The organism is Lysinibacillus sp. S1 (genome assembly GCF_044986265.1).
GTDB classification, from domain to species: Bacteria; Bacillota; Bacilli; order Bacillales_A; family Planococcaceae; genus Lysinibacillus; species Lysinibacillus capsici.
This window is the reverse complement of record NZ_CP173154.1, coordinates 3,976,757-4,000,253: the sequence shown is the minus strand read 5'-3', so window position 1 is coordinate 4,000,253 and position 23,497 is coordinate 3,976,757. Positions and strand designations below refer to the sequence as shown.

Here is a 23,497-nt window from a genome sequence, read left to right as displayed (position 1 = left end):
AGCTGATACACAAAATTCATGTCCTCATCAATGCATATTGATATTAAGTATATGAGTCAGTATACGCTCGATTGTCGAAAAATGCAACTATCAATGTTACATCCGACGATTTTTGCCTCGCATTTCGATCGGCACTGTTAGGGCTTTAATTCGCTCCATAATTCGTCCCGCTTTAACAACCTCAATATCACCTTTTTGTGACTGAGCTAAGTGATGCTCTAATTCTTCATAGTTAAAATTAGACGTAATAAAAGTTGGCAATTGCTCTGCCATCCGATAATGGAAAATAGTCCCCAATATTTCATCACGTGTCCAGGCAGTCATTGTCTCCGCACCTAAATCATCTAGCATTAAGACAGGAGCCTTTTTAATATAATCAATTTTCTCATTCAATGTATTATCGCCAATGGCATTTTTCATTTCTCGTAAAAATTCTGGAACGAAAACTACCACAGAGCGGATTTTAATAGAGGCTAATTCATTGGCCAATGCCCCAAGTACAAAGGATTTCCCTACACCGAATTTACCATATAGGTAAAAACCTTTTGCAGGTAATTGACCAGTTTCTTTTGTTATTTTAACAAATTGAGCTGCTTTTTGTGCAATCGCCACACGTGATTCATCATCAATACTTAAATCATGAATTGTTGCTTGTAGCACATCTTTTGGCATATGCATACTTGCAATCATATTCGCAACATCTCGGCGTTCTTCTTCCCTAATCTTTTGCTCACAGCGCACATAGTCCATTTCAATAGAATTCCGAACAACCCTTAATGTCGGGATGAATCCTTTTAAATAGTTTGTACAATGTTCGGTATTATCACACCCACAGCACTCAGTAGATTGACTAATAAACTCATGCAGTTTAGGTAAATTTCGCTCAACATTGTCATAGTTTAATTCATCTGCATGCTGCGCTAAAAATCCCTGCACATGCGGGTGCTCTAAAATTTCACGTCGCATGGCTTCATAGCGTTCTTGGAACGAGGGTACATTAATTGCTCGCTTTAGTGGTCCATTTATAGGTTCGATTACTGCTCACCTTCTTTACTATTCGCTTTTTCCTAGCATCTCTAATATTTTTTGTCGCTCTTTTTCAAAATCTATAGTACTAGAAGTAGATTCCTCTTGATTGTCATTTCGTTTATAGAACCATTCAGGCACTTTTTCTTCACGTTGATATCTTGAACGTCCTTTAGTCTGTTGACTCGTTTTATTGGACGTTTGCGGCTTGTTTTTCCAAGCTGTATATTTATCATGCTCTTGGCGTGCAAGTTCCATTGCTTCCTTAGCGGTCTGGACATTTTTTCGTACCCAATGATCAGCAATCGTTTCCACATATTTTTTAGGGAGCTTCATATCTGTTGTTAGCATAACGTATTCTAACAATGCATTAACCACTCCAATTGGCATGCCATGTTGAACGATTAAATTTTCTGCAAGTTGGACTGAGGTTTGTAATGGTTCTTTACCATTATTTATATCTCTTAAAACTTGGACAGGTGCCGTTGTTTCTAAATAGTGTTGAAGTTCCTGATCCTTCGTTTTTTGTCCCGCTTCTGCTACTGGTAGAGGATCGGTGACACGGGCAAGTTTTGGCGGCTCCTTGGATACGGTTAATTTATAAAAATCAGCAGCAGCCTTTCGTAAACGTTCCTGAGAAATTCCTAAATCATCATCTAAAGCAAGTATGACTACTTTTTGCATATCAAGGGCTGTTAAATGATATAAAAATGCCAACTTGGCTATAGCTTCACGCACTTCAAATGTCAACAAATTGGAAGGTACCAATTGCTCAGACAAACCTGCTTGCAATAAATCAAAATCGAATTGCTCCAAATAAAAAGGATATACTTTTTGTTGTTTATCCTTATGACTCGTATCCACTTGTAAATCTGATGGGATATTGGCATGAACAGGCTTATAGACATCAATAAAAGCACGAGATACATCCTTAAACGCCGAGTCCTTTACAGGTGACATAAAGCGCTGACGTAAGTTGCGATAAGCCTGCTCTCCAATTTTACTAAACAAAAACATCGACAGCAGCGGGTCTTTCATAAAGCTATCTGCATCTAATGGGCGCTGTAGCTCATATAAAAAACTACGCTCACCAGCATTTTCTTTTTTCCATGTACGCAACAAACCAATAGCTTCTAAAGCAATACGAGCCTCAAACACTTTACCAATTGGTAGCCCTAGCACATTCATTAAATAATAATGTGTCATTTGCTGCTTTGGCATTTGCTCTGCTTCTGCCCATAATGTTAAATAGAGGCTAACTGGCTCTGATCCCGTTAATGGTTGATAAAATAATGTAACTAATTGACGCTCTTGTGTAGAAAATGCATGAGGTAGACGAATGTCGAAAGGATCGCCAGGCTGCAATTCCTTATATAAATGAATCAACGTCATTCATCCTCTCTGTTTGCTATGATTTCTTCTCCGTTTGACGTTGAATAATGTCCTTTATTTCTTCAATAAAGACATTGATATCTTTAAACTGACGGTAGACCGACGCAAAACGCACATAGGCAACCTCATCAATTTTGGCTAAGCGGTCCATGACCATTTCGCCAACATCTTCTGAGCGTACTTCCGAATTTCCAATACGACGAAGATCTTTTTCAATGGACAGAACAAGTTCCTCCAGCACATCAAGTGCCACTGGGCGTTTTTCACAAGCACGAATAAGCCCACGAAGTACCTTCTCACGGCTAAACTCTTCTCGTGAACCTTCCTTTTTCACAACGACTAATGGTGTCTCTTCAATTTTTTCAAACGTTGTAAAACGGAAGCCACATGACTCACATTCACGACGTCTACGAATTTCTTTATTATCATCTACTGGCCTCGAATCCACAACACGCGTTCCGTTAAATTGGCAAGATGGACATCTCATATAATTACTCTCCTGGTTTACAACAATTTAATATATCTATTATAACAAATTTCCTACATGTAAGAAAAGTGCATTCACGTTTGTGGGCTCATGATAAATCTAAAGCACCTGAAGTACAAGAATAGTTTCTGTAAAAAAAGAGCACATTGAAACCTTTTCGATTTCAATGTGCTATCTATAGAAATTATTACGCGTTTACCGTTTCCAAAGCATTTGCCACTTTTTTCACAAGGTCAACAACGCGTGCAGAGTAGCCCCACTCGTTATCATACCAAGCAAGTACTTTTACTTTGCGGTTGCCTAACACCATTGTAGAAAGTCCATCAACTGTTGAAGAATAAGTTGTTGTATTGTAATCAGAAGATACTAATGGCTCAACAGAGAAATTAAGGATACCCTTCATTGGACCTTCTGTTGCCGCTTTTACAAATGCTGCATTAACTGCATCAACTGTTACATCTGTATTTAAATCTACTACAAGGTCAACTAAAGATACGTTTGGTGTTGGAACACGAAGTGCCATACCATGAATTTTACCCTCTAATTCAGGTAACACTAATTTTAAGGCTTTCGCTGCACCTGTAGATGTTGGGATAATGGATTGGGCGCATCCACGTGCACGACGTAAATCTTTATGCGGATTGTCTAAGTTCTTTTGGTCATTTGTATAAGCATGAACTGTTGTCATTAAACCATTCTCAATACCAAATGTGTCATTCAATACTTTTGCTACTGGCGCTAAGCAGTTTGTTGTACAAGAAGCATTTGAAATAACATCATGTTTCGCAATATCCAATTTGTCATCATTTACACCTAAAACAATTGTGACATCCTCGTTTTTACCTGGTGCTGTTAAGATTACTTTTTTCGCTCCTGCTGCTAAGTGCATTGCTGCTTTATCACGTTCATTAAATTTTCCTGTAGCTTCAATAACGATATCTACACCCATTGTAGACCAAGGTAATTTTAAAGGATCACGTTCACTAATAATTTGAACTCGTTTACCATTTACAACTAAAGCATCGCCTGCTGGTTCTACCGTACCTTCAAATGTTCCGTGATTTGTGTCATACTTAATCAAATGTGCTAACGTTTCTGCAGGATAGCTAGCGTTAATTGCAACGATGTTTAAATCTTGTTGTACGATAGCCTGGCGGAAAACCATACGTCCGATACGCCCGAAACCATTAATAGCAATTGATACTGTCATTTATAATATCCTCCTGTGAGTACATACTCAGATTAATTAATTATATACTTTATGGTGATTAGTATAACACAATTTTAAAAAAGATGAACATTATATATTGAGAATATAAAAGTTCTTATTTTCTGAAAAATTATTCTTTATTATGGCGTTTCCCCATAAAAAAATGCGTAGCAAGGTCGGCTTGCTACGCATTATAAAAGAACTCATGAAATAACATCCCAATAATGCAGGATTTTTTTTAATTGTTCTTCTGTACTTTCTATATTTTCATTATTATAAATGACCGCATGTGCACCCTTTTCTTTGACAGACATCGGCAGTTGAGAGTGCATACGTGCCAATGCATCTTCTTTAGATAAATTATTTCGTTCCATTAAACGTCGAAGCTGAACTTCTTCACTGACCGATACCACAATGATACGTTCCACAAAATGTTGAAGCTTACTCTCAAATAACAAAGGAATGTCCATCACAACATGTTCATGTCCTGCTTCTAAATAAGCATCACGCTGACGTAACATTTCTTTTCTGATTGCTGGATGCATGATATCATTTAACGTTTTGCGTTTGGCAGGCTCATGAAATATGATATCTCCCAGCATAGTTCGATTTAAATTGCCGTCCTCAAGCAAGATAGCTTGTCCGAAGCTTTCAGCAATCAATGCTAATGTCTCAGTTCCAGGTTCTACGACATCTCGTGCTACAACATCTGCATCAACAATCGGTAAACCCAGTTCGCTCATCATTTTAGCTACTGTACTTTTTCCACTTGCAATACTTCCTGTTAGTCCGATAATCATTGCTAAATCCCCTTTAATGTTGACAATTTGGGCAATAGACAGAGGTACGCCCTCCAATTGTCATTTGACTTGTTGCCGTTTCACATGCTGGACATACCTTTTTCCCATACATTTTTAATCGATTCTGCATACTCCCTGCTTCCCCATTAATATTCCGATAATCAGAAATAGTTGAACCACCCGCTTCAATGCTTTGACGTAGGACAGCAACAATCTCCTCAAATAATGCTCGCTTCCGCTTTTCACTAATGCGGCTCATTTTGCGTGCAGGGTGAATTTTCTGAGCAAACAATGCCTCTGTTGCATAAATATTGCCACAGCCCGAAATGACTTGCCCATCCATAATTACTTCTTTTACGGCTTTATTTTCATATTTCGGTAGCTTAGATTTTGTTATAAAAAAATCACATGCATGCTCATCAAATGGCTCTGGTGCCATTTTTGTCAATGGCGCATGATCTTCAATTTTTGTCAGAAAACGAAGTTCACCGAATCGACGAATATCTGAATATATCAAGTATCCCCCATCTGCCATTTCAAATGTCGCATGGATATGCTTTTGAAATTTCGCCTCATTGATTTCTTCGGGTGAATTCACAACAAACCAAGCACCTGTCATCCCTAAGTGACTAACAAGAACATATGGAACATCATCCTTCAGCAAATGAAAGAAAATATATTTTGCTCTTCGTTCAATTTTGGTAATGGTCATCTGGGACAAAGTACTTTCAAATGCATCAGGCGTTGCTTGTTTGACAATACATTGTTTACCCTCACTAAAAGAGAAATGTACTCGTTCAGAAAGCTGAACCTGTTGAATGGTACGTCCTTCAACTGTTGGCTTCAATGCCTGGACGACACCCTCTACCTCTGGTAATTCAGGCATTTGAATCCCTCCTTATTTTGCCTCGTACCAAGTTGAGCCATGGTTAAAATCTACTTTAAGCGGTACAGCAAGCTCAATAGCGTTTTCCATGACTTCAGGTACAATTTTTTCGAGTAAGGCAATCTCTTCCTTTGGTGCCTCAAAGATTAGCTCATCATGCACTTGAAGTAGCAGTTTTGCCTGCATCTTTTCTTTTTTCAATCGAGCATCCATATCAATCATTGCCTTTTTAATGATATCAGCTGCACTACCTTGAATTGGCGTATTCATCGCCGTACGCTCAGCAAAGCTTCTTAAATTAAAGTTTGAGCTTGTTATATCCGGTAAATAACGGCGTCTATTTAATATCGTTGTCACATAACCATTAAATTTTGCATTTTGTACAATGTCATCCATGTACTGTTTTACACCAGGGAAACTTGCGAAATACTTTTCAATAAAATTAGCCGCTTCCTTACGCGTAATATCTAAGTTTTGTGATAGACCATAATCACTAATACCGTAGACTATTCCAAAGTTAACAGCTTTCGCTGCGCGACGCATATTACTATCAACCTCATCTTCTGACACATGAAATACATCCATAGCTGTACGTGTATGAACGTCCATTCCTTCACGGAAAGCCTCAACAAGGTTTTTATCTTCTGACATATGTGCAAGAACACGTAATTCAATTTGCGAATAGTCAGCAGAAAATAATATCCAATCCTCTTTTGAAGGTACAAAGGCTTGACGAATTTTGCGGCCCTCCTCCAAACGAATTGGGATGTTTTGTAAATTAGGATCTGTTGAGCTTAAACGCCCTGTTGCAGTTAAAGCTTGCTGGAAGCGCGTATGCACTTTACTATCTGATACATGAATCTCCTTTAGTAAGCCTTCAATATATGTGGATTGTAATTTTCCAAGTTGGCGATACAACAGAATATGTTCGATGATAGCATGCTCTGACTGTAATTTTTCTAGGACATCTGCAGCAGTTGAATAGCCTGTCTTAGTCTTTTTAATCACAGGTAGCCCTAGCTTATCGAATAGAATCACACCTAATTGTTTTGGTGAATTAATATTAAAGGTTTCTCCAGCTTCTGCATAAATTTCTTGCTCAATTACTACAAGTTTATCATTAAGCTCTTGCCCCATTTTCTCTAACGTAGCGCGGTTAACCGTAATCCCTTCGCTTTCCATTTCACCTAAAATTCCTGCCAATGGTAGCTCTAGGTTTTTATAAAGATCGAATTGTTCATTTTCCTTTAATAAGGCTTCCAGTTTCGGCTGTAATGACCATACTGCAAAAGCTTTACGGCTAACATGCTGTGCAAGTTGGTCCAAATCAGGTATTGCACGCTTGGCACCTTTTCCATATACCGCTTCATCTGCTTGGACATCATAGTAGCCTAATTCCCTTGCAAGTGTTGCGATATCATCGCCACTTAATGCTGGATTATTAATATAAGAGGCAAGTAGCAAATCAAAGTCAACGCCAGCTAATTGAATCCCAGCTCGCTTTAATGATGCTTGAGCTGCCTTAGAATCGGACATATATTTTATTTTTGTGGCATCTTCAAGCCAACGACAGAGAATATCTGATTTTGCTGCTTTATCAAATGGAATATATTGCGTCTTTACGCCATCTGATAAGGCAATTCCCAGCTGCTGACAAGTATGATAGTGCTCGTTTTCGAGCTCTACATGCACAGCCATCACGTCTTTTAAATCCTCAGGTCGAACTTCCTGGACAAGGTCATAATCGAGAGGCGCCTGTTCTTCTTCTTGCACTGTAAAGTCACTTTTATCAAGCAGCGATTTAAAGCCAAGCTCACGCCACACATTGATTAATTCATCTTCTTTTGGCCCATTATATGCAAGATCAGCCAGCGAAATGGTGATTGGAGCATCCGTATAAATCGTTGCCAGCTTCTTACTCATGATGGCTTGCTCTTCATTAGCTACAAGCTTTTCCTTCATTTTAGAAGCTTTCAATGTATCCATTGCTTCATAAAGTGCTTCAACGGAGCCATGCTCTTTTAATAATTTTACAGCCGTTTTTTCCCCGACGCCTGGTACACCAGGAATATTATCGGAGGAATCCCCCATCAAGCCTTTCATATCAATAATTTGGAGCGGCGTTAACCCATACTTTTCCGCAATAAAGGCTGGTGTATTTTTCTCTATTTCCGTAATACCTTTTTTCGTTATATAAACGGTTACTTGCTCTGTCGCCAGCTGAGTTAAATCACGGTCTCCAGAAACGATGATAACATCCATATCCTGCGACGAAGCCTCTTTAGCAAGCGTTCCGATAATATCATCCGCTTCATATAACTCCTGCTCATATTGCTTAATACCATACGCATCAATGAGCTTTCGTAAATAAGGAAATTGCTCTGATAATTCTGGTGGTGTCTTTTGCCGTCCTCCTTTATATTCTGTAAAGGTTTCATGGCGGAATGTTGTTTTCCCAGCATCAAAAGCAACCAATATTTTGGTTGGCTGTTCTTCCTCTAATATTCTTTGTAGCATTGTTGTAAAGCCGTATACAGCATTAGTATGAATGCCACTATCATTCGTTAGCAATGGCAACGCAAAAAACGCGCGATACGCTAAACTATTACCGTCCAATAATAGTAATTTTTCCTTGGTCATGATTTTATCCTCCTGCGTTGTCTTCTTCTTCTACTTTATCATAACAATACATTTCAAGTAAAAAAAGCAGGCGTCCACCCTCAAGGTTATCCATTATTTTTAATGGTTTATCCACCACTTTTAAGACTTTATCCGCTACTTTAGCATTCCTATTCATTCAAAAAAGCCAACCGCGCGCAGCGGTTGACTTGTTTAAAATATTTTAACTCCTTAACGCATATTACCTATAATAGATGAACGACTATCCTGCATTTTTTTTACAAAATTAGTCATTACATCAAAAGCCTCATTTCGTTTACTATTCATGCTTTGTAAACGGAGCATATCCATTTGACCTTGCTGTGCATTCAAATCAGCTAGCTGTTGATTTCGTTGTTGAACATCCTCTAGTTGATCCTTAAGCTGATTTTCTAACAGCTGTGCTCGCTGTGATTGGACTGCTTGTAATGCTGATTCTAGATCCATGCCTTGAATATCAATTGGTTGAATTAGGCTATTAGCAGAGGATTGCCCTGCCCCACTAAATAATAATCCGACTGCTAAAGCACTTCCAAACACGACCTTTTTCATCTTTATTACCTCCTATTAAAATGAATCTTTGCTTATCATACATACTAAAGGTTAAAACTAGGTTAAAAAATTCAATATGGTATGTATGCATCTGCCTATCAAGTTTAGTCATTGACTATTCTCAATAACTTGACTGTACTACAGATTAAATAAGGGCAATACTGACAAATGTTAATAATTTACGTATTTACAAGGCATAAGACGTATTACATCCATTACTAAAAAGCAAAAACTTTCATTCAAGGACAAGTCTCCTGTAAATGAAAGTTCTTAATAGTTGTTATTGATTTGAAGTACGATAAAAAACTTCTTCATAGATGACAGTTAATATAAATGCATTCATAAAAGCAAACACAAGAAATAACGGCATGCCGCCTAATTGTGGATATGTTAGCTCTTGATTAAATACCATTACTGTACTAATTTGTGCCAAAAAGAAGATTAAGCCAATTCCAACTTGCCAAATAGGACGCTTGACCTTTCTTTTTTCATACCAAAATAATTTCTTAAAAAGGTTTCTTACATCATCTGCAATAATGATACTGATTAAAAAGATACAAACAAAAAATACTGGTATATGATAAACACTTTTCGTCACCCACGAAAAATCGGATAGACGGTAGAAAAGTGTTAATATCGAAGCTATACTACAAGCAATCCCTAAATTTTGGAGCCATTTGCTAATTTGTAATTTCAAAGCCCTTACCCCCAACTATTCTTTTTTAAACATTATCATTCTATCAAATTATAGCTGATTCGGGAATACAAACTTATAAATTTCTATTATTTTCATACTATAATAATTCGATTTCACGGATAGTTATAATTTGTGCAACAAAAAAGTCGTCTCCTTCAAGACAGAGACGACTTTAAACTGCGTTTATTTAATATAACCAGACAAGATGTTGGCATATGGTGAAGTAGCTGGCAAGATAATAACCGTATCTTCCCCAATCGTTTTCTTATAGGATTCTAATGTGCGGTATAAAGAATAAAATTCAGGATCTTGAGAGAAAGATTTATTGTAAATCTTTGCAGCCTCTGCTTCTCCTTCAGCTTGAATTAAAGCAGCTTCTTTACTTGCTTTAGCAAGCATTTCTTGTACGTGTTGATCCGTTTGTGCCTCAATACGACGTTTCTGTGCATCTCCCTCTGAAAGATACTTTTGTGCAATTGATTCACGATCTGAAATCATATTCGTAAAAACGGATTGTTCATTTTCAGTTGGTAAATCAATGCGACGTATACGTACATCTACTACTTCAATACCATAGTTATCATTGGAAAGAAGTTCATTAACACGTTCAGTTACTTGATCATTTATGCTGCCTCGAGAAGAATCCTCATCATTTATAATCTCCGTATAGTTAATTCGGCCAAGTTCAGAGCGAATAACAGAATAAATGAACTCTTCCATACGTGATTCAACTTTTTCTATCGTACCAGCATTCGAAATCAATAGCTTAGGATCCGTAATACGCCATACAGCATAATTATCAATAATAATTCGTTTTTTATCCTTTGTATTAATTTCTTCTTCCGAAATCTCATATGTCATTTGGTTTTTTGGTAACTTTGTGACACTTTGAATAAAAGGAATTTTCATATTTAAACCTGGTTCACGCTCAAATTTAACAACCTCTCCAAACTGCCGAACAACAGCATACTCTGATTCTTTAACTATATAAATATTCGTTAATAAAGTAATCACTAGAGCGAATATGACCGTTAAGGTTACAGCTAGAGAGATATATTTTTTAGGATTCTTCGGTCCTTTCTTCGACATTTTAACTACATTGTCTCCTGAATCACCTTCTGAAGGAGCAGCTTTTTTACTTTTGCCAGATAAGAAATTGAGGAATTTTTCTAGATCCTTATTTTTTTGGTCCATTAGTTACCGCTCCCCTCTTTTTTCTCTGTTTGTGTCTGTTGCGACTGTTGAGGCTGTAGTTGCTGAAGTGGTAAATACTTCATCGTACTACCATCATCATTCATAATGTAAATTTGTGCTTTCGGTAGGACATTTTCAAGCGTCTCTATAATTAACCGCTCTCGTGTAATTTGCTGATTGCCCTTGTATTGCTCATACATTTTATTAAAGACCGCTACATCCCCTTGTGCTTGCTCGATACGGGCTGTTTTAGTTCCTTTTGCTTTCGACATAATAGCATCACGTTCGCCTTCAGCTTCACTAATGCGTTGGTTTTCATATTTTTCAGCTTCATTTATTTTTGTATTTTTCATTTCACGTGCATCTGTTACAGCAGTGAATGCTGCACGCACATCTTTATTTGGCAATTCTACATCTTGCAATTTCACACCTAACACGCTTATTCCAATATCGTATTTTTCAATAAGAGAAACTAATAATTGGCGAGTATTTGCTTCGATGTCAGCTTTACCTTCTGTTAACGCTGCATCGATAGAAGAGCTTCCGATTATAGAACGAATGGCACTCGATGTCGCGCTATGTAATATTCTTTCTGGATCCTGCGAATTAAATAAAAACTTGTTAGGCTCTGTAATTTTCCATTGAACAACAAGGTCTGTTAAGACAATATTTTCATCCCCCGTAATCATTTTTGTTTCGGCATCGTATGCCTCTAACTCACCTGCTTTATTTTGTTTATAACCAAATTGCAGACTAAACGTTTCTTTTGACAAAATTTCTACGGATTGGACGGGCCAAGGTAATTTAAAATGAAGACCTGGATTTGTTACTGTATCATCGGCACGACCAAATGTAATAACCACAGCTTGCTCTGATTCATCTACCGTGTACCATGAAGTAAAAACTGTAATAAGTGCAATAATTCCAAATATTCCAAGTCCAACAATCATTAGTGTCCTTTTCACACTCATGTCTGTTCCTCCTTTTGCTTAGTACTATTGTTTACGGTGAACCCTTATAAAAAGTTTCAAAATATTTTCATATAATGATTGTAAAGGACAGAATCCTCTGTATCTCACTCTTAACAAAAGCTTATCAATGCAAAAAAATCCTGTTACCTTTTAGGGCAACAGGATATTGATAACCAGATGTTCAAATACTGGGAAAATGGTAGTGGATAATACAATACTAATTAATGCAGCAACGATCATCGCTAGACTAGCAAATGTGCCTTCTAGCTCTCCAAATTCAAATGCTTTTGATGTACCCGTTCCATGAGCACCCATACCAAGCATTAATCCTCTAGATGAAGGTCTATGAAAACGACATACTTTGATAACGATTGGTGCTAACAAGCTTCCTAAAATACCAGTCGTCATAACGAAAACAGCTGTAAGCGTAGGAGAACCACCAATCATATTAGAAATATCCATCGCAATAGGTGTTGTTACAGAACGTGGCACTAAACTATGCACCAACTCATCATTTAAGCCCACCAATAGAGCCATCATAAAGGATGACACAATAGCAACCGCTGAACCAACAGCAATGCTGATGAAAATTTCAAATGCGTGTTTTTTTAATAGGTTGACATTTTTATATATAGGAACGGCAAACGCAACGGTTGCTGGTCCTAGTAAATTTGTTAAGACACTCGCTCCAGAATTGTAGGAATTATAAGATACACCTGTCAGTAGTAAAATACCTATAATGACTAAAGGTGTAATCAGCATAGGTGTCAGCCATTCTTTTTTATATTTTTTATAAAACATTTTACAAATATAAAAAATAGCAACGGTCCCAAGTAAGCTGACAATGGCGATTAATAAAGTCATATCGCATCACCCTTCTTTCGCCGCTCTAGCCATTGTGCTGTATACCCCGTTACAAACATTACCACAATGGCACTCACGACAATGACCAGCACAACCTTCATTCCCTGCACACCAAATAAGGCATGATAATCAATAACACCAATGGCAGATGGAATAAAGAATAATAAGAGTTCACTTAATAGTACGGCTGCTCCTAATTCAATCCATTCAAGCTTGATTATATGAAACTGTAACAGTAAAAATAATAGGACAAGTCCTATTATACTCCCTGGAATCGGCAAGTGAAGTAGGCGTGCAATAGTATTTCCGATTAATAATAGGATATAAAGATAGCCGATTTGCACGATACTTTTGACGATTTTCATGGTCATCCTTCTCTCATTTTTTTCTCTGCCTCAACAGTCAGGAAAACACGATTCGAATGATAAGAAGATTGATTCACTGACTGTCAAAGCGTTCGTCTAACAGACAATCGCGGGTAAGATGGTTGTTAAACTTTATGCTACTATACTTTACACCTATTTACGTTCCCTGTAAAACAGAAAAAGAACCTAGTGTCTAAAAAACACTAAATTCTTTCTGTGGGGAATATAAAGCAGTTAAAAATCTTCTATTAGATTTTTATGGTCATCGTCTTAACAATCATATTGGGGGTTTCTAGAAATAAGTATAGTGCCCAAATATGAATGTAACATGTTGTTCATGTAAAGGATTTGTTAATTTTTCGGAATCATGACAATCATTTTAGTTCCTATGCCGACTTCACTCTCTACTTGAATTCGGCCATGATGCGCCTCGACTAAATGCTTAACAATCGCTAAGCCTAAGCCTGTTCCACCAGAATTACGACTTCTCGCTCGATCCACCCGATAAAATCTTTCAAAAACGCGCGCTATTTCATGTTTTTCAATACCAATTCCTTGATCCTCTATTTCGATAATGCCATGTGTTTCATTTTCCTTTAATCGAATAGAAACAGTCGTGTTTTCAGGTGAATATGTAATCGCATTGGTAATTAAATTCGTCACAATCTGAATGATACGATTGGCATCCCCCATAACCTGGACATCTCGTTCGATATCCACCTGGAAGCTCATATTTTTTTCATCCAATCGCGGAGCTGTCAATTCTGCTCCACGAATTAGAACATCCTGTAAGCCCATCGGCATAATATTGACAGTAAAACCATGCTGCTCGATCTTTGAGAGCTCTAGTAAATCTTGAATCAGCATTTGAAGTCGATTACTTTCTTTATATATAATCTCCAAAAAGGAAATCAGCATTTTTTCGTCTTTATAGGCCCCATCCAATAAAGTTTCTGAAAAGCCTTTAATAGATGTAATAGGTGTGCGTAATTCATGTGATACATTCGCAACAAAGTCTTTCCGAATTTGTTCTAATCGAACTAGTTCCGTTATATCATGCATAACGATAACAACGCCTAGCCATCGTCCGTGGTCCCCGATGACCGGTGCCCCATAAACTTCTTTGTTATAAAGTTCTTGCTGTACTTCCATTTTAATTTGTTGTCGATAAGGCATTTCTGTCAGAAAAACATGATCGATAAATTGTTCTAATGATTTAGGTAAGCCTATTGTACGAAAAACCTTTCCTTGTACATCATCAAGCTGCATTCCAAAGCGCTCCAGAAATACTCGATTTACAATGGAAATATTCCCCTCACGACCAATCATCATAAGGGAGCTCCCCATATTTTCAATTAAGGTTTTCAGTCTTTCTTCCTCTACTTCACGTATCGTTGTAATATCTTGCAAATTCCGTGCCAATATGTTTATGGAATGACTCAGTGGTATCATCCGTTCATGCTCATTTTCTTGAGCACGTGCACGATAGTTACCCTTTGCAAGCTCAAGGGCAGTGTCTGTCACATTATCAATCGGTGCAGTAAAGTTACGTATCATATAACGACTTATAATTGCTATTAATATCAACGTGATGGTAAAGAGAATAGCCAGTACTCCGTAAAGGCGAGCACGCACATAGTTCAATAAGGATTCGTCTCGTTCCATAGCCTGAGCTGCGTACAAAGCTTCCTGATCTTCCTTCGTTAAATCCATTTTGCGTTCATCGATTACTTGGTCCATTGATGTCCGTATCTCAGTGGTTGCTTGCTCGTTATATTGCTCGATATAAACAGGAAAAAGCTGACCTATAACAATCATTAGGACAGCTAGTATCGTTCCAAGTAAAAGCATGAATGTCAAGAATAAGCGGTTGCTCATCGATTTCATGTCGTTTTCGGCTCCTCAAATTTATAACCAAGACCTCTAATTGTTTTTATAAACATCGGCTTACGGCTATTTTCTTCAATTTTATCGCGAAGGTGGCTAATGTGTACATCCACAATTCGAGTATCGCCAGCAAAATCATATTTCCATACAGCACTTAATAGCTGATCACGTGTTAATACACGATTTTTATTTTCAAGTAAATAGATGAGTAGCTCAAACTCTTTTGGTGTAAATTCCAGTGCCTCATCCTGTAAAAATACTTCAAATCGCTCTGGGTACACTCGCAATTGTCCAAACTCATACATTTTTTCCTGCGCCTCATCCTTATCATCTGCGACAACATTTTGCGTGAAACGTCTTAATACAGCCTTGACACGCGCTAAAACTTCACGAGGACTAAAAGGCTTTGTCATGTAATCATCTGCTCCCAACTCAAGACCAAGAACTTTATCAAATTCGTCATCTTTAGCAGTTAGCATAATAATTGGCGTATTCATACGTTGCTGTCGTATTTGTTTACAGACCTCCATGCCATCTAGTTTTGGAAGCATCAAATCTAAAAGAATTAAATTTGGCTGTAAGTCGATTGCTTTTTCAAGCCCTTCCTGACCATCAGCAGCCGTTTCCACTACATAGCCTGCCTGTTCTAAATTATATTTCAATAATGTTGCAATCGAAAATTCGTCTTCAATTACTAAAATCGTTTTTGTCATGTCTAATGCCTCCGTTAGTGATTTGAAACCCCCATTTCAAATCTCAAGACGTCTATAGCGCAAGTGGTGGAGTCACAAGCAATAAACCTTCAATTACAAGCTGCTTCTGCTCATTATATGAGTGGACAGATACAGTGATGGTATTGTCATATTTATTGATTGCTGTAACCTCTAATAGCGTATCGAACAATTCATAATGATAGAGAGGTCCTAAATATTTCAAATGTTGCTCAATAATTCGTGCACCTGGTCCTGGAATATACTTTGACACAGCTGATGTAATAATACCATTTAACATAATTGTCGGCACAATTGGCTTTTGAAAAGGTGTCATAGCCGCATAATCATGTTGAATATAAAGCGGGTTACTATCGTTTGTAAGGCCTAAATAAAGCAATAGATCCCTATCTTCAATTTTTTCAGTGATATGGATTTTCTCGCCAACTGTAATTTCATCGATTGTGAGACCAAGTTTACTATTTTTTTGAAGCAAAGATACGCCAACCCCTTTTCTATCATACTACATTCATAGTATCAATTTTATGCTAAAAGTACAATGAAAAGCAGAAGAACCTTACCTTTCTCAACCCTGGAAACATAAAAAAACGAGCAGGAACATTCCCTACTCGTTTTAAGACTTAGACTGATATTCTACACTAAAATTTTCATCACATTACGAACTGCTTCTGCCGATTGATCTAAAGCTGCTTTTTCTTTGTCCGTTAATTCTAACTCAAAGATTTTTTCAATACCGTTTTCGCCAAGTAATGTAGGAACACCTAAGTATAAATCATGATAGCCGTACTCGCCTTCTAAATAAGCAATAGATGGTAAAATACGTTTTTGGTCTTTTACAATAGCTTCAGCCATCTCTATTAGTGCCGCAGCAGGCGCATAATAGGCTGAGCCGTTACCAAGTAAGTTGACAATTTCTGCTCCACCATTACGCGTTCGGTCAACAATTTCTTCTAAACGTTCAGCAGAAATAAGTGATTCTAACGGAATACCACCAGCAAATGAATAACGTGTTAACGGTACCATTGTGTCACCGTGACCACCTAATACAAAACCCGTAATATCTTTCACTGAAATCTTAAGTTCTTCTGCCACAAATGCACAGAAACGAGCCGTATCAAGAACACCTGATTGACCAATTACACGGTTTTTAGGGAAGCCAGTTTCTTTGTATACTGTGTATGTCATGGCATCAACTGGGTTTGTCAGTACAAGGATTGTAGCATTTGGTGAATGCGTAGCAATCTCTTTTGAAACAGTTTTCATAACACTCTGATTGATTTGAACAAGGTCATCACGGCTCATACCTGGTTTACGTGCAACACCAGCGGTAATGATCACTACGTCAGAATTCGCCGTATCTGCATAATTGGAAGTACCTTGCACATAAGAGTCAAACCCTTGTATTGGTGCTGCCTCCCACATATCTAGCGCCTTACCCTTTGTAGGGTTTTCTGCTTGTGGAATATCCACTAATACGACGTCACCAAGTTCTTTCTGAGCTGCTAAAAATGCTGCAGTAGCGCCTGTAAAACCGCCACCGATAACTGAGATTTTTTTTCGTTTCAGAGACATTTGAATACGCTCCTTTAAAATTAGGTTATATATTTTAAAAGAGGGAGGAGACTTACATCTCACTCCCTCAATTAAACAAGTTTATCGTAAATATTCAATTAAAATTTACTGTCACCCTAATTATATCGGCAGAAAAAAGCATCCGCTTTAGCGATAAATTCTATTGTAGAATAGAAAATTATAGGTTTTTGATTAACTCATTAGCGAATTCTGAACATTTCACTTCTGTAGCGCCGTCCATTAAACGTGCGAAGTCATAAGTAACAACTTTAGAAGAAATTGTTTTCTCAACAGATTGAGTGATCATGTCAGCAGCTTCTTGCCATCCTAAGTGTTCAAGCATTAATACACCTGAAAGTAATACTGAAGATGGGTTTACTTTATCTAAACCAGCATATTTTGGAGCTGTACCGTGAGTAGCTTCGAAGATCGCATGGCCAGTAACATAGTTAATGTTAGCTCCTGGAGCGATACCGATACCACCAACTTGTGCAGCTAAAGCATCAGAAATATAGTCACCATTTAAGTTCATTGTAGCTACTACATCGAACTCAGTTGGACGAGTTAAGATTTGTTGTAAGAAGATATCAGCGATAGAATCTTTCACTAAGATTTTGCCAGCTGCTAAAGCATCAGATTGAGCTTTGTTTGCTGCTTCTTCACCTTGTTCAGCTTTGATAGCATCGTATTGGTTCCAAGTGAAAGTTTGATCAGCAAATTCTTTTTCTGCTAATTCATAACCCCATTTTTTGAATCCACCTTCAGTGAATTTCATGATGTTACCTTTATGAACTAAAGTAACAGATGGGCGTTTATGTTTAATTGCGTATTCGATAGCAGAACGTACTAAACGCTCAGTACCTTCTTTAGATACAGGTTTAACACCGATACCAGAAGTTTCTGGGAAGCGGATTTGATTTACACCAAATTCAGATTGTAGGAAGTTGATGATTTTTTGAGCTTGTTCTGAACCAGATTCGAATTCAATACCAGCGTAGATGTCTTCAGTGTTCTCACGGAAGATAACCATATCAACGTCTTCTGGGCGTTTAACTGGAGAAGGCACTCCATCAAAGTGACGTACTGGGCGTAAGCATACATATAAGTCAAGTTGTTGACGTAATGCTACGTTAAGAGAGCGGATACCACCACCGATTGGTGTAGTAAGAGGACCTTTGATTGCAATTAAGTATTCATTAATTTTGTCTAAAGTTTCTTGTGGTAACCATTCACCAGTTTGGTTAAATGCTTTTTCACCAGCTAAAACTTCTAACCATTCAATTTTCTTTTCACCGTTATAAGCTTTTTCTACTGCTGCGTCAATTACGCGTGATGCTGCTGCCCAGATATCTGGACCAATTCCATCACCTTCGATGAAAGGAATTACTGGATTGTTTGGTACATTAAGTACGCCATTTTCAACTACAATTTTGTTTGACATTCTGTTGCCTCCTAAATTCATAATCATAGGACTGTGTTAGTGATAACACAGTCCCAAACATTCTAGCATATTTTCCAAATTAGCGCTCGCTGATTGGAACATATTTTTGCATGCCTGGTCCAACATACTCAGCACGTGGACGGATTAGGCGGTTATTAGCATATTGCTCAAGGATATGTGCCACCCAACCTGAAGTACGTGATACTGCGAAAATTGGTGTGAACAGGTCATGATCAATACCTAAAGAATCATACACTGACGCAGAGAAGAAATCTACGTTTGCAGGTAATTTCTTTTGTTCTACGATCATGTCATGGATTTTAACTGACATTTCGTAAAGCTCTGGTTTACCAGTTAGCTCAGTTAATTTTTTAGACATTACGCGTAAATGCGGAGCACGAGGGTCGCCTTTACGATATACACGGTGACCGAAGCCCATGATTTTTTCTTTGTTGTCTAATTTATTTTGAATATAAGATTCAACATTTTCAAGTGAGCCAATTTCAGTTAACATTTTCATAACTTGCTCATTTGCTCCACCGTGAAGTGGTCCTTTTAATGCACCGATCGCTGCAGTTACACCTGAATAAACGTCAGATAATGTAGCTACACATACACGTGCAGTGAATGTAGATGCATTTAACTCATGGTCAGCATGTAATACTAATGCTTTGTCGAATGCTTCAATTTCAATATCTGCTGGCTCTTCGCCTTTAAGCATGTATAAGAAGTTTGCCGCATATCCTAGTTCAGGTTTTGGTGAAACTGGTTCTAAACCTTTACGAACACGTGCAAAAGCAGTTACTACTGTAGCAATTTTAGCTTGAAGACGAATTGCTTTACGGTAGTTTGCTTCTGGATCCATAACATCCGCTTCTTCATCGAATACACCAAGTAAAGATACTGCAGTACGCAATGCAGCCATTGGATGTACAGTTGAAAGTGGGTATGTTTTAAATTGGTCGACAATCGCTTGCGGAATTGACATGTTGTCTGCCAATTGTTGTTTTAATTCAGCTAGCTCGTCCTCTTTTGGTAAACGAGTATGCCATAACAGGTAAATTACCTCTTCGAATGACGCATTTTCTGCTAAATCATCAATGTTGTAACCAACATATGTAAGTGTGTCATCGATAATTGAACTGATTTTAGATTCCGCTGCTACGATACCTTCTAAACCTTTAGTTGCTGACATAAATTATCGCTCCCTCATACTTATTTTTTTGTTGCAAATGCGTTTTTTATGTTGCATTTACGAATTTTGCTCATATGAACCATTAAGTAAATCGCTTACATTGCTATTATAATCATTTTTGACAGCTTTGTGAATGAAAATCCTCCAAATAAAGAAAAAGACGTCCGAACGACTATATAATTGTCCTAAAGAGATTTTTTTGTATATTTTGACATTAATTTATCAATTGGTTTGGGTTGAATTTGTAAAAATGAGGAATTTAAAGTATTTTTCATACGAAAGAACTACGAGCGTTTTGCTATTTATTTTTTATTTAGTCATACTTTGGTTTGTCTTACCTTTGTCACTCGCAATTTTTTTATCATTTTATACGTATCCTATCATATCTTTTTTACACAANTATTGTAGGATTGCGTATTGGATTGCAGCAATTATTGTGGAAGTATTAATATTAACCTGTATTTTTCTACTAGTTGTCATATCTATTAACAGTATTATCGTCATTTTCCCAGAAATTCGAGAGACTTTACAAAATTTCCCGCTTTTCAGTGAATATGAATCCATGTTTGTACAAGTTTTAAAAGAAAAATCACTGTCCATTTTCGATTCCATCATCGTATATACAGCAGATCTTTTCCAATTATTAATGAAGCATGTCATTGAGGTTTTCATCTTTTTAGTCGCTTATTACTTTGCGCTTCTAGAAACACGTAAATCACGCTATTGGTTCTTTCAATATGTGCCTAAAAAATATCGTCAAGAGTGGCAATCTCATTTTGCAAAAATCATGCAACTTTTTCATTATTTCTTATTTGTAGAGTTTCAATTATTTACGATTACCCTACTCATTCTTTGTGCTGGCTTTATGATCCTTCAATTTGAACAAGCCATTATTAAAGCATTTATTGTAGCATTTGCAGTTGTACTACCGTTTTTCGGAATTGGCGTTTTTCTTGTGWCTATGAGCATTTATTTTTATTTCAATGGCAATACCTTTTTATGTGTGGCCATTTTACTACTCTATTTATTTGTACAATTAACAAGGCAGCTAGCCGATTCGATGCTTTGGTCCAATACGCTTCAGCTACGCACATTCCATACATTCTTTATCAGCGCTGCCTCTATTTTATTATTTGGCTTTTATGGTATATTACTGAGCCCTATCTTTTTATTTCTAGCTGTAAAACTGAAAGAAAACTCTATCTTTGAACGATGATGAATTGACCTTTTTTCATTTTTTTACGCATCCAGTAATAGACAATGGGTTGGAACATTTTTCGAGAAAATGGCATGAGTAGGAATAAACCTAGGACATCTGTTAAAAATCCAGGTAACGCTAAAAGCAAACCACCACCAAAAGTTAAGAAAGTATCCACTAATGCAGCTCCTGGCGCTTCTCCGCGTGCCAATGTATTTTTCACATTTTGAACAGAGTTCATACCTTTATTTTTCATCACATAAATCCCAATCGCACTCGTAGCAAGAATGATCAATAATGTACTTAAAAYACCAWTWTTTTGTCCAWTGACKATTWATWWYGTCAATTCGGYTAATGTGTAGACAATGAAATCAAGAAAAATTTTTCGCATATTTTTCTCCTTTCTACTTGAAAAGCTATACCTTTTATACGTTATTATAGCCCGTTTAGTTTCATAAAAAAATGAATAGACCTATTCTATGAGAAAGCAACTTCTGTTAAAGGAAGGAATTAATAGTTTCCATAAAGTGTGTGTACAACCTTTATGGAAAAGCTCTAGTACAACAAACCGCACTAGAGCTTTTTGTTAATTATTAAAGAACGCTTGCATGTCCTTTGTAAATCACACCTGTTTCAGCGTCCATTGTAATTTCTTGACCATGACGGATTAATGTAGTTGCTTCCTTTACACCAACGATTACTGGAATACCTAGGCTTAACCCTACAACTGCTGCATGGCTAGTAAGTCCACCTTCTTCAGTAATTAGGCCAATACAATTTTCTAAAGCAGGCATCATATCACGATCTGAACCGACTGTAACAAGAATGCATCCATCTGTATCGTAGGCAAGTGCCTCAGCAGCATTTTTAGCAACCACTGTTTTACCAACAACTGATGCTTTTCCGATCCCTTGTCCGCGTGCAAGTAAATCTCCAATAATGTGAACTTTCATTAAGTTTGTTGTACCCGCTTCACCTACAGGTACACCTGCTGTAATGACAACTGCGTCTCCATGTGTAACAAAACCATGCTTCAAGCTTTCATCCACAGCTAGTTCTAAAATTTCATCTGTTGTTGTCACACGTTGACACACAATTGGGTATACGCCCCATACTAGTGTTAATGTATGAGCTGTATTTGTAGAGCCTGTTACGGCAACAATTGGCACTCCTGGTCGATATTTCGCAATCATTCTCGCTGTATTACCACTTTCAGTTGGAGCCAATACGGCTTTCACCCCTAAATTGATAGAAGTATAAGCTACAGCTTGTGAAATTGCCTCTGTCATATTTGCTTCTTTCTCACGACTACGTGTAGAAACAATTGATCGATAATCTAATGAATTTTCAGTACGTTGTGCAATTTTATTCATCGTTTGTACCGATTCAACTGGATAAAGACCTGCGGCAGTTTCACCAGATAACATGATAGCATCTGTTCCATCAATAATTGCGTTGGCTACATCACTTGCTTCTGCACGTGTTGGTCGTGGGTTACGCTGCATGGAATCTAACATTTGAGTTGCCGTAATTACCGGTTTACCAACTTGATTACATTTTAGAATTAATTTCTTTTGTACAAGTGGTACTTCTTCTGCAGGAATTTCAACACCAAGATCTCCACGAGCAACCATTAAACCGTCAGATACTAGGATGATTTCATCGATGTTATCGACACCCTCTTGGTTTTCAATTTTTGGGATGATTTGAATATGACTACCACCATTTTGTTCAAGTAATTCACGAATTTCAAGAACATCTTTTGCACGACGAACAAATGAAGCAGCAATAAAATCAACACCTTGTTCGATACCAAATAAAATATCTTGTGCGTCTTTTTCTGTGATACCTGGTAGTTGTACAGAAACACCTGGTACGTTAACACCCTTTTTATTTTTTAGTACGCCAGCATTTTCAACAATTGTATGAATTAATCCTTTTTCCATATCCGTTGCTAATACACGTAGTTGAATTAGTCCATCATCAAGTAAAATAATTGAATTTTGCTCAACGTCTTCAATTAAGCGCTCATATGTGACAGAAAAGCTCGTCTCAGTACCTTCTACTTCTGTCATTGAAATATCAATTACTTGACCTGCTGACAAATGAAGCTCGCCATTTTTCATGTTATGTGTACGAATTTCTGGTCCCTTTGTATCAAGTAAAATTCCCACTGGTTTATTTAATTTTTGTGCCACTTCACGAATTAAATGAATACGCCCTGCATGTTCCTCATGTGATCCGTGTGAAAAATTCAAGCGGGCTACATTCATACCTGCTTCGATTAATTTTTCTAAAATTTCTGGTGACTCACTTGCAGGTCCAATTGTACATACGATTTTTGTTTTTCTCATTTTTGCCCACTCCGTTT

Annotated in this window: 23 protein-coding genes; 1 reads left to right on the top strand and 22 read right to left on the bottom strand. The window is 37.4% G+C overall.

Features of this window, described 5'->3' with window-relative positions:
* Nucleotides 1-96: 96 nt before the first annotated feature.
* The 20 genes from dnaI to citZ all read right to left on the bottom strand — a co-directional run bounded on the left by dnaI (nucleotide 97) and on the right by citZ (nucleotide 19,928).
* Entirely contained in the window at nucleotides 97-1,002 is a 906-nt protein-coding gene (gene dnaI / locus ACHZEU_RS19985) for a primosomal protein DnaI (RefSeq protein WP_279496378.1), read from the bottom strand.
* Nucleotides 1,003-1,053: 51 nt separating this feature from the next.
* Nucleotides 1,054-2,418 carry a replication initiation and membrane attachment family protein gene (locus tag ACHZEU_RS19980; protein ID WP_048393607.1) on the bottom strand — a complete coding sequence of 455 codons (1,365 nt, stop codon included), beginning with the start codon at nucleotides 2,416-2,418 and terminating at the stop codon, nucleotides 1,054-1,056.
* 16 nt (nucleotides 2,419-2,434) lie between these two features.
* Nucleotides 2,435-2,905 carry a transcriptional regulator NrdR gene (nrdR, locus tag ACHZEU_RS19975; protein ID WP_004226277.1) on the bottom strand — a complete coding sequence of 157 codons (471 nt, stop codon included), beginning with the start codon at nucleotides 2,903-2,905 and terminating at the stop codon, nucleotides 2,435-2,437.
* A 187-nt stretch (nucleotides 2,906-3,092) separates the two neighbouring features.
* Nucleotides 3,093-4,115 carry a glyceraldehyde-3-phosphate dehydrogenase gene (locus tag ACHZEU_RS19970; protein ID WP_004226274.1) on the bottom strand — a complete coding sequence of 341 codons (1,023 nt, stop codon included), beginning with the start codon at nucleotides 4,113-4,115 and terminating at the stop codon, nucleotides 3,093-3,095.
* Between the two features lie 203 nt (nucleotides 4,116-4,318).
* The gene (coaE, locus tag ACHZEU_RS19965) at nucleotides 4,319-4,915 is read right to left on the bottom strand and encodes a dephospho-CoA kinase (RefSeq protein WP_103118646.1); all 597 of its coding nucleotides are present in this window, start codon (nucleotides 4,913-4,915) and stop codon (nucleotides 4,319-4,321) included.
* A gap of 13 nt (nucleotides 4,916-4,928) precedes the next feature.
* A complete protein-coding gene (mutM, locus tag ACHZEU_RS19960; RefSeq protein WP_279495730.1) occupies nucleotides 4,929-5,801 on the bottom strand; it encodes a bifunctional DNA-formamidopyrimidine glycosylase/DNA-(apurinic or apyrimidinic site) lyase in 873 nt (290 codons plus the stop codon).
* 12 nt (nucleotides 5,802-5,813) lie between these two features.
* Nucleotides 5,814-8,441 (bottom strand): DNA polymerase I, encoded by a 2,628-nt coding sequence (polA, locus tag ACHZEU_RS19955; RefSeq protein ID WP_279495731.1) that lies wholly within the window; start codon nucleotides 8,439-8,441, stop codon nucleotides 5,814-5,816.
* 4 nt (nucleotides 8,442-8,445) lie between these two features.
* On the bottom strand, nucleotides 8,446-8,598 hold the full coding sequence (locus tag ACHZEU_RS19950) for a hypothetical protein (RefSeq protein ID WP_279495732.1): 153 nt from the start codon (nucleotides 8,596-8,598) through the stop codon (nucleotides 8,446-8,448).
* 53 nt (nucleotides 8,599-8,651) lie between these two features.
* Entirely contained in the window at nucleotides 8,652-9,011 is a 360-nt protein-coding gene (locus ACHZEU_RS19945; RefSeq protein WP_048393597.1) for a hypothetical protein, read from the bottom strand.
* A 280-nt stretch (nucleotides 9,012-9,291) separates the two neighbouring features.
* A complete protein-coding gene (locus ACHZEU_RS19940) occupies nucleotides 9,292-9,708 on the bottom strand; it encodes a hypothetical protein (RefSeq protein WP_048393595.1) in 417 nt (138 codons plus the stop codon).
* A 183-nt stretch (nucleotides 9,709-9,891) separates the two neighbouring features.
* Entirely contained in the window at nucleotides 9,892-10,902 is a 1,011-nt protein-coding gene (gene hflC / locus ACHZEU_RS19935; RefSeq protein WP_279495733.1) for a protease modulator HflC, read from the bottom strand.
* A complete protein-coding gene (gene hflK / locus ACHZEU_RS19930) occupies nucleotides 10,902-11,873 on the bottom strand; it encodes an FtsH protease activity modulator HflK (RefSeq protein WP_048393591.1) in 972 nt (323 codons plus the stop codon). The genes hflC and hflK overlap by 1 nt, the downstream gene beginning before the upstream one ends.
* A gap of 150 nt (nucleotides 11,874-12,023) precedes the next feature.
* The gene (locus ACHZEU_RS19925) at nucleotides 12,024-12,737 is read right to left on the bottom strand and encodes an LrgB family protein (RefSeq protein WP_048393589.1); all 714 of its coding nucleotides are present in this window, start codon (nucleotides 12,735-12,737) and stop codon (nucleotides 12,024-12,026) included.
* A complete protein-coding gene (locus ACHZEU_RS19920; RefSeq protein ID WP_103118651.1) occupies nucleotides 12,734-13,102 on the bottom strand; it encodes a CidA/LrgA family holin-like protein in 369 nt (122 codons plus the stop codon). Before ACHZEU_RS19920 ends, ACHZEU_RS19925 begins: the two co-directional genes overlap by 4 nt.
* A 351-nt stretch (nucleotides 13,103-13,453) precedes the next feature.
* A complete protein-coding gene (gene pnpS, locus ACHZEU_RS19915; RefSeq protein ID WP_048393584.1) occupies nucleotides 13,454-14,989 on the bottom strand; it encodes a two-component system histidine kinase PnpS in 1,536 nt (511 codons plus the stop codon).
* On the bottom strand, nucleotides 14,986-15,702 hold the full coding sequence (locus tag ACHZEU_RS19910) for a response regulator transcription factor (RefSeq protein WP_016993215.1): 717 nt from the start codon (nucleotides 15,700-15,702) through the stop codon (nucleotides 14,986-14,988). Before ACHZEU_RS19910 ends, pnpS begins: the two co-directional genes overlap by 4 nt.
* A 52-nt stretch (nucleotides 15,703-15,754) precedes the next feature.
* Nucleotides 15,755-16,195, bottom strand: a complete 441-nt coding sequence (locus ACHZEU_RS19905) for a MaoC/PaaZ C-terminal domain-containing protein (RefSeq protein ID WP_004226245.1) — start codon at nucleotides 16,193-16,195, stop codon at nucleotides 15,755-15,757.
* A gap of 158 nt (nucleotides 16,196-16,353) precedes the next feature.
* Nucleotides 16,354-17,292, bottom strand: coding sequence for a malate dehydrogenase (gene mdh, locus ACHZEU_RS19900; protein ID WP_048393582.1), 939 nt, complete (start codon nucleotides 17,290-17,292; stop codon nucleotides 16,354-16,356).
* 178 nt (nucleotides 17,293-17,470) lie between these two features.
* Nucleotides 17,471-18,733: an NADP-dependent isocitrate dehydrogenase gene (gene icd / locus ACHZEU_RS19895; RefSeq protein ID WP_048393581.1), complete on the bottom strand. Its 1,263-nt coding sequence runs from the start codon at nucleotides 18,731-18,733 to the stop codon at nucleotides 17,471-17,473.
* Between the two features lie 79 nt (nucleotides 18,734-18,812).
* On the bottom strand, nucleotides 18,813-19,928 hold the full coding sequence (citZ, locus tag ACHZEU_RS19890) for a citrate synthase (protein WP_048393579.1): 1,116 nt from the start codon (nucleotides 19,926-19,928) through the stop codon (nucleotides 18,813-18,815).
* Nucleotides 19,929-20,061: 133 nt separating this feature from the next.
* Here citZ and ACHZEU_RS19885 point away from each other — a divergent pair, with 133 nt between their 5' ends.
* Nucleotides 20,062-21,144 carry an AI-2E family transporter gene (locus tag ACHZEU_RS19885; RefSeq protein WP_404803685.1) on the top strand — a complete coding sequence of 361 codons (1,083 nt, stop codon included), beginning with the start codon at nucleotides 20,062-20,064 and terminating at the stop codon, nucleotides 21,142-21,144.
* Here ACHZEU_RS19885 and ACHZEU_RS19880 read toward each other — a convergent pair.
* Both ACHZEU_RS19880 and pyk read right to left on the bottom strand, forming a co-directional pair.
* Entirely contained in the window at nucleotides 21,128-21,517 is a 390-nt protein-coding gene (locus ACHZEU_RS19880; protein ID WP_404803684.1) for an FxsA family protein, read from the bottom strand. The genes ACHZEU_RS19885 and ACHZEU_RS19880 overlap by 17 nt on opposite strands.
* Before the next feature lie 202 nt (nucleotides 21,518-21,719).
* On the bottom strand, nucleotides 21,720-23,480 hold the full coding sequence (gene pyk / locus ACHZEU_RS19875; protein ID WP_048393575.1) for a pyruvate kinase: 1,761 nt from the start codon (nucleotides 23,478-23,480) through the stop codon (nucleotides 21,720-21,722).
* Nucleotides 23,481-23,497 lie beyond the last annotated feature (17 nt).

What these genes read in the sequence shown, in the direction of transcription:
- ACHZEU_RS19910 (WP_016993215.1), bottom strand. Translation starts at nt 15,702, where the DNA reads ATGACAAAAACGATTTTAGTAATTGAAGACGAATTTTCGATTGCAACA.
- icd (WP_048393581.1), bottom strand. Translation starts at nt 18,733, where the DNA reads ATGTCAAACAAAATTGTAGTTGAAAATGGCGTACTTAATGTACCAAAC.
- pyk (WP_048393575.1), bottom strand. Translation starts at nt 23,480, where the DNA reads ATGAGAAAAACAAAAATCGTATGTACAATTGGACCTGCAAGTGAGTCA.
- pnpS (WP_048393584.1), bottom strand. Translation starts at nt 14,989, where the DNA reads ATGAAATCGATGAGCAACCGCTTATTCTTGACATTCATGCTTTTACTT.
- ACHZEU_RS19920 (WP_103118651.1), bottom strand. Translation starts at nt 13,102, where the DNA reads ATGAAAATCGTCAAAAGTATCGTGCAAATCGGCTATCTTTATATCCTA.
- nrdR (WP_004226277.1), bottom strand. Translation starts at nt 2,905, where the DNA reads ATGAGATGTCCATCTTGCCAATTTAACGGAACGCGTGTTGTGGATTCG.
- ACHZEU_RS19980 (WP_048393607.1), bottom strand. Translation starts at nt 2,418, where the DNA reads ATGACGTTGATTCATTTATATAAGGAATTGCAGCCTGGCGATCCTTTC.
- coaE (WP_103118646.1), bottom strand. Translation starts at nt 4,915, where the DNA reads ATGATTATCGGACTAACAGGAAGTATTGCAAGTGGAAAAAGTACAGTA.
- hflC (WP_279495733.1), bottom strand. Translation starts at nt 10,902, where the DNA reads ATGGACCAAAAAAATAAGGATCTAGAAAAATTCCTCAATTTCTTATCT.
- polA (WP_279495731.1), bottom strand. Translation starts at nt 8,441, where the DNA reads ATGACCAAGGAAAAATTACTATTATTGGACGGTAATAGTTTAGCGTAT.
- hflK (WP_048393591.1), bottom strand. Translation starts at nt 11,873, where the DNA reads ATGAGTGTGAAAAGGACACTAATGATTGTTGGACTTGGAATATTTGGA.
- ACHZEU_RS19950 (WP_279495732.1), bottom strand. Translation starts at nt 8,598, where the DNA reads ATGAATAGGAATGCTAAAGTAGCGGATAAAGTCTTAAAAGTGGTGGAT.
- mdh (WP_048393582.1), bottom strand. Translation starts at nt 17,292, where the DNA reads ATGTCTCTGAAACGAAAAAAAATCTCAGTTATCGGTGGCGGTTTTACA.
- mutM (WP_279495730.1), bottom strand. Translation starts at nt 5,801, where the DNA reads ATGCCTGAATTACCAGAGGTAGAGGGTGTCGTCCAGGCATTGAAGCCA.
- ACHZEU_RS19970 (WP_004226274.1), bottom strand. Translation starts at nt 4,115, where the DNA reads ATGACAGTATCAATTGCTATTAATGGTTTCGGGCGTATCGGACGTATG.
- ACHZEU_RS19945 (WP_048393597.1), bottom strand. Translation starts at nt 9,011, where the DNA reads ATGAAAAAGGTCGTGTTTGGAAGTGCTTTAGCAGTCGGATTATTATTT.
- ACHZEU_RS19925 (WP_048393589.1), bottom strand. Translation starts at nt 12,737, where the DNA reads ATGACTTTATTAATCGCCATTGTCAGCTTACTTGGGACCGTTGCTATT.
- citZ (WP_048393579.1), bottom strand. Translation starts at nt 19,928, where the DNA reads ATGTCAGCAACTAAAGGTTTAGAAGGTATCGTAGCAGCGGAATCTAAA.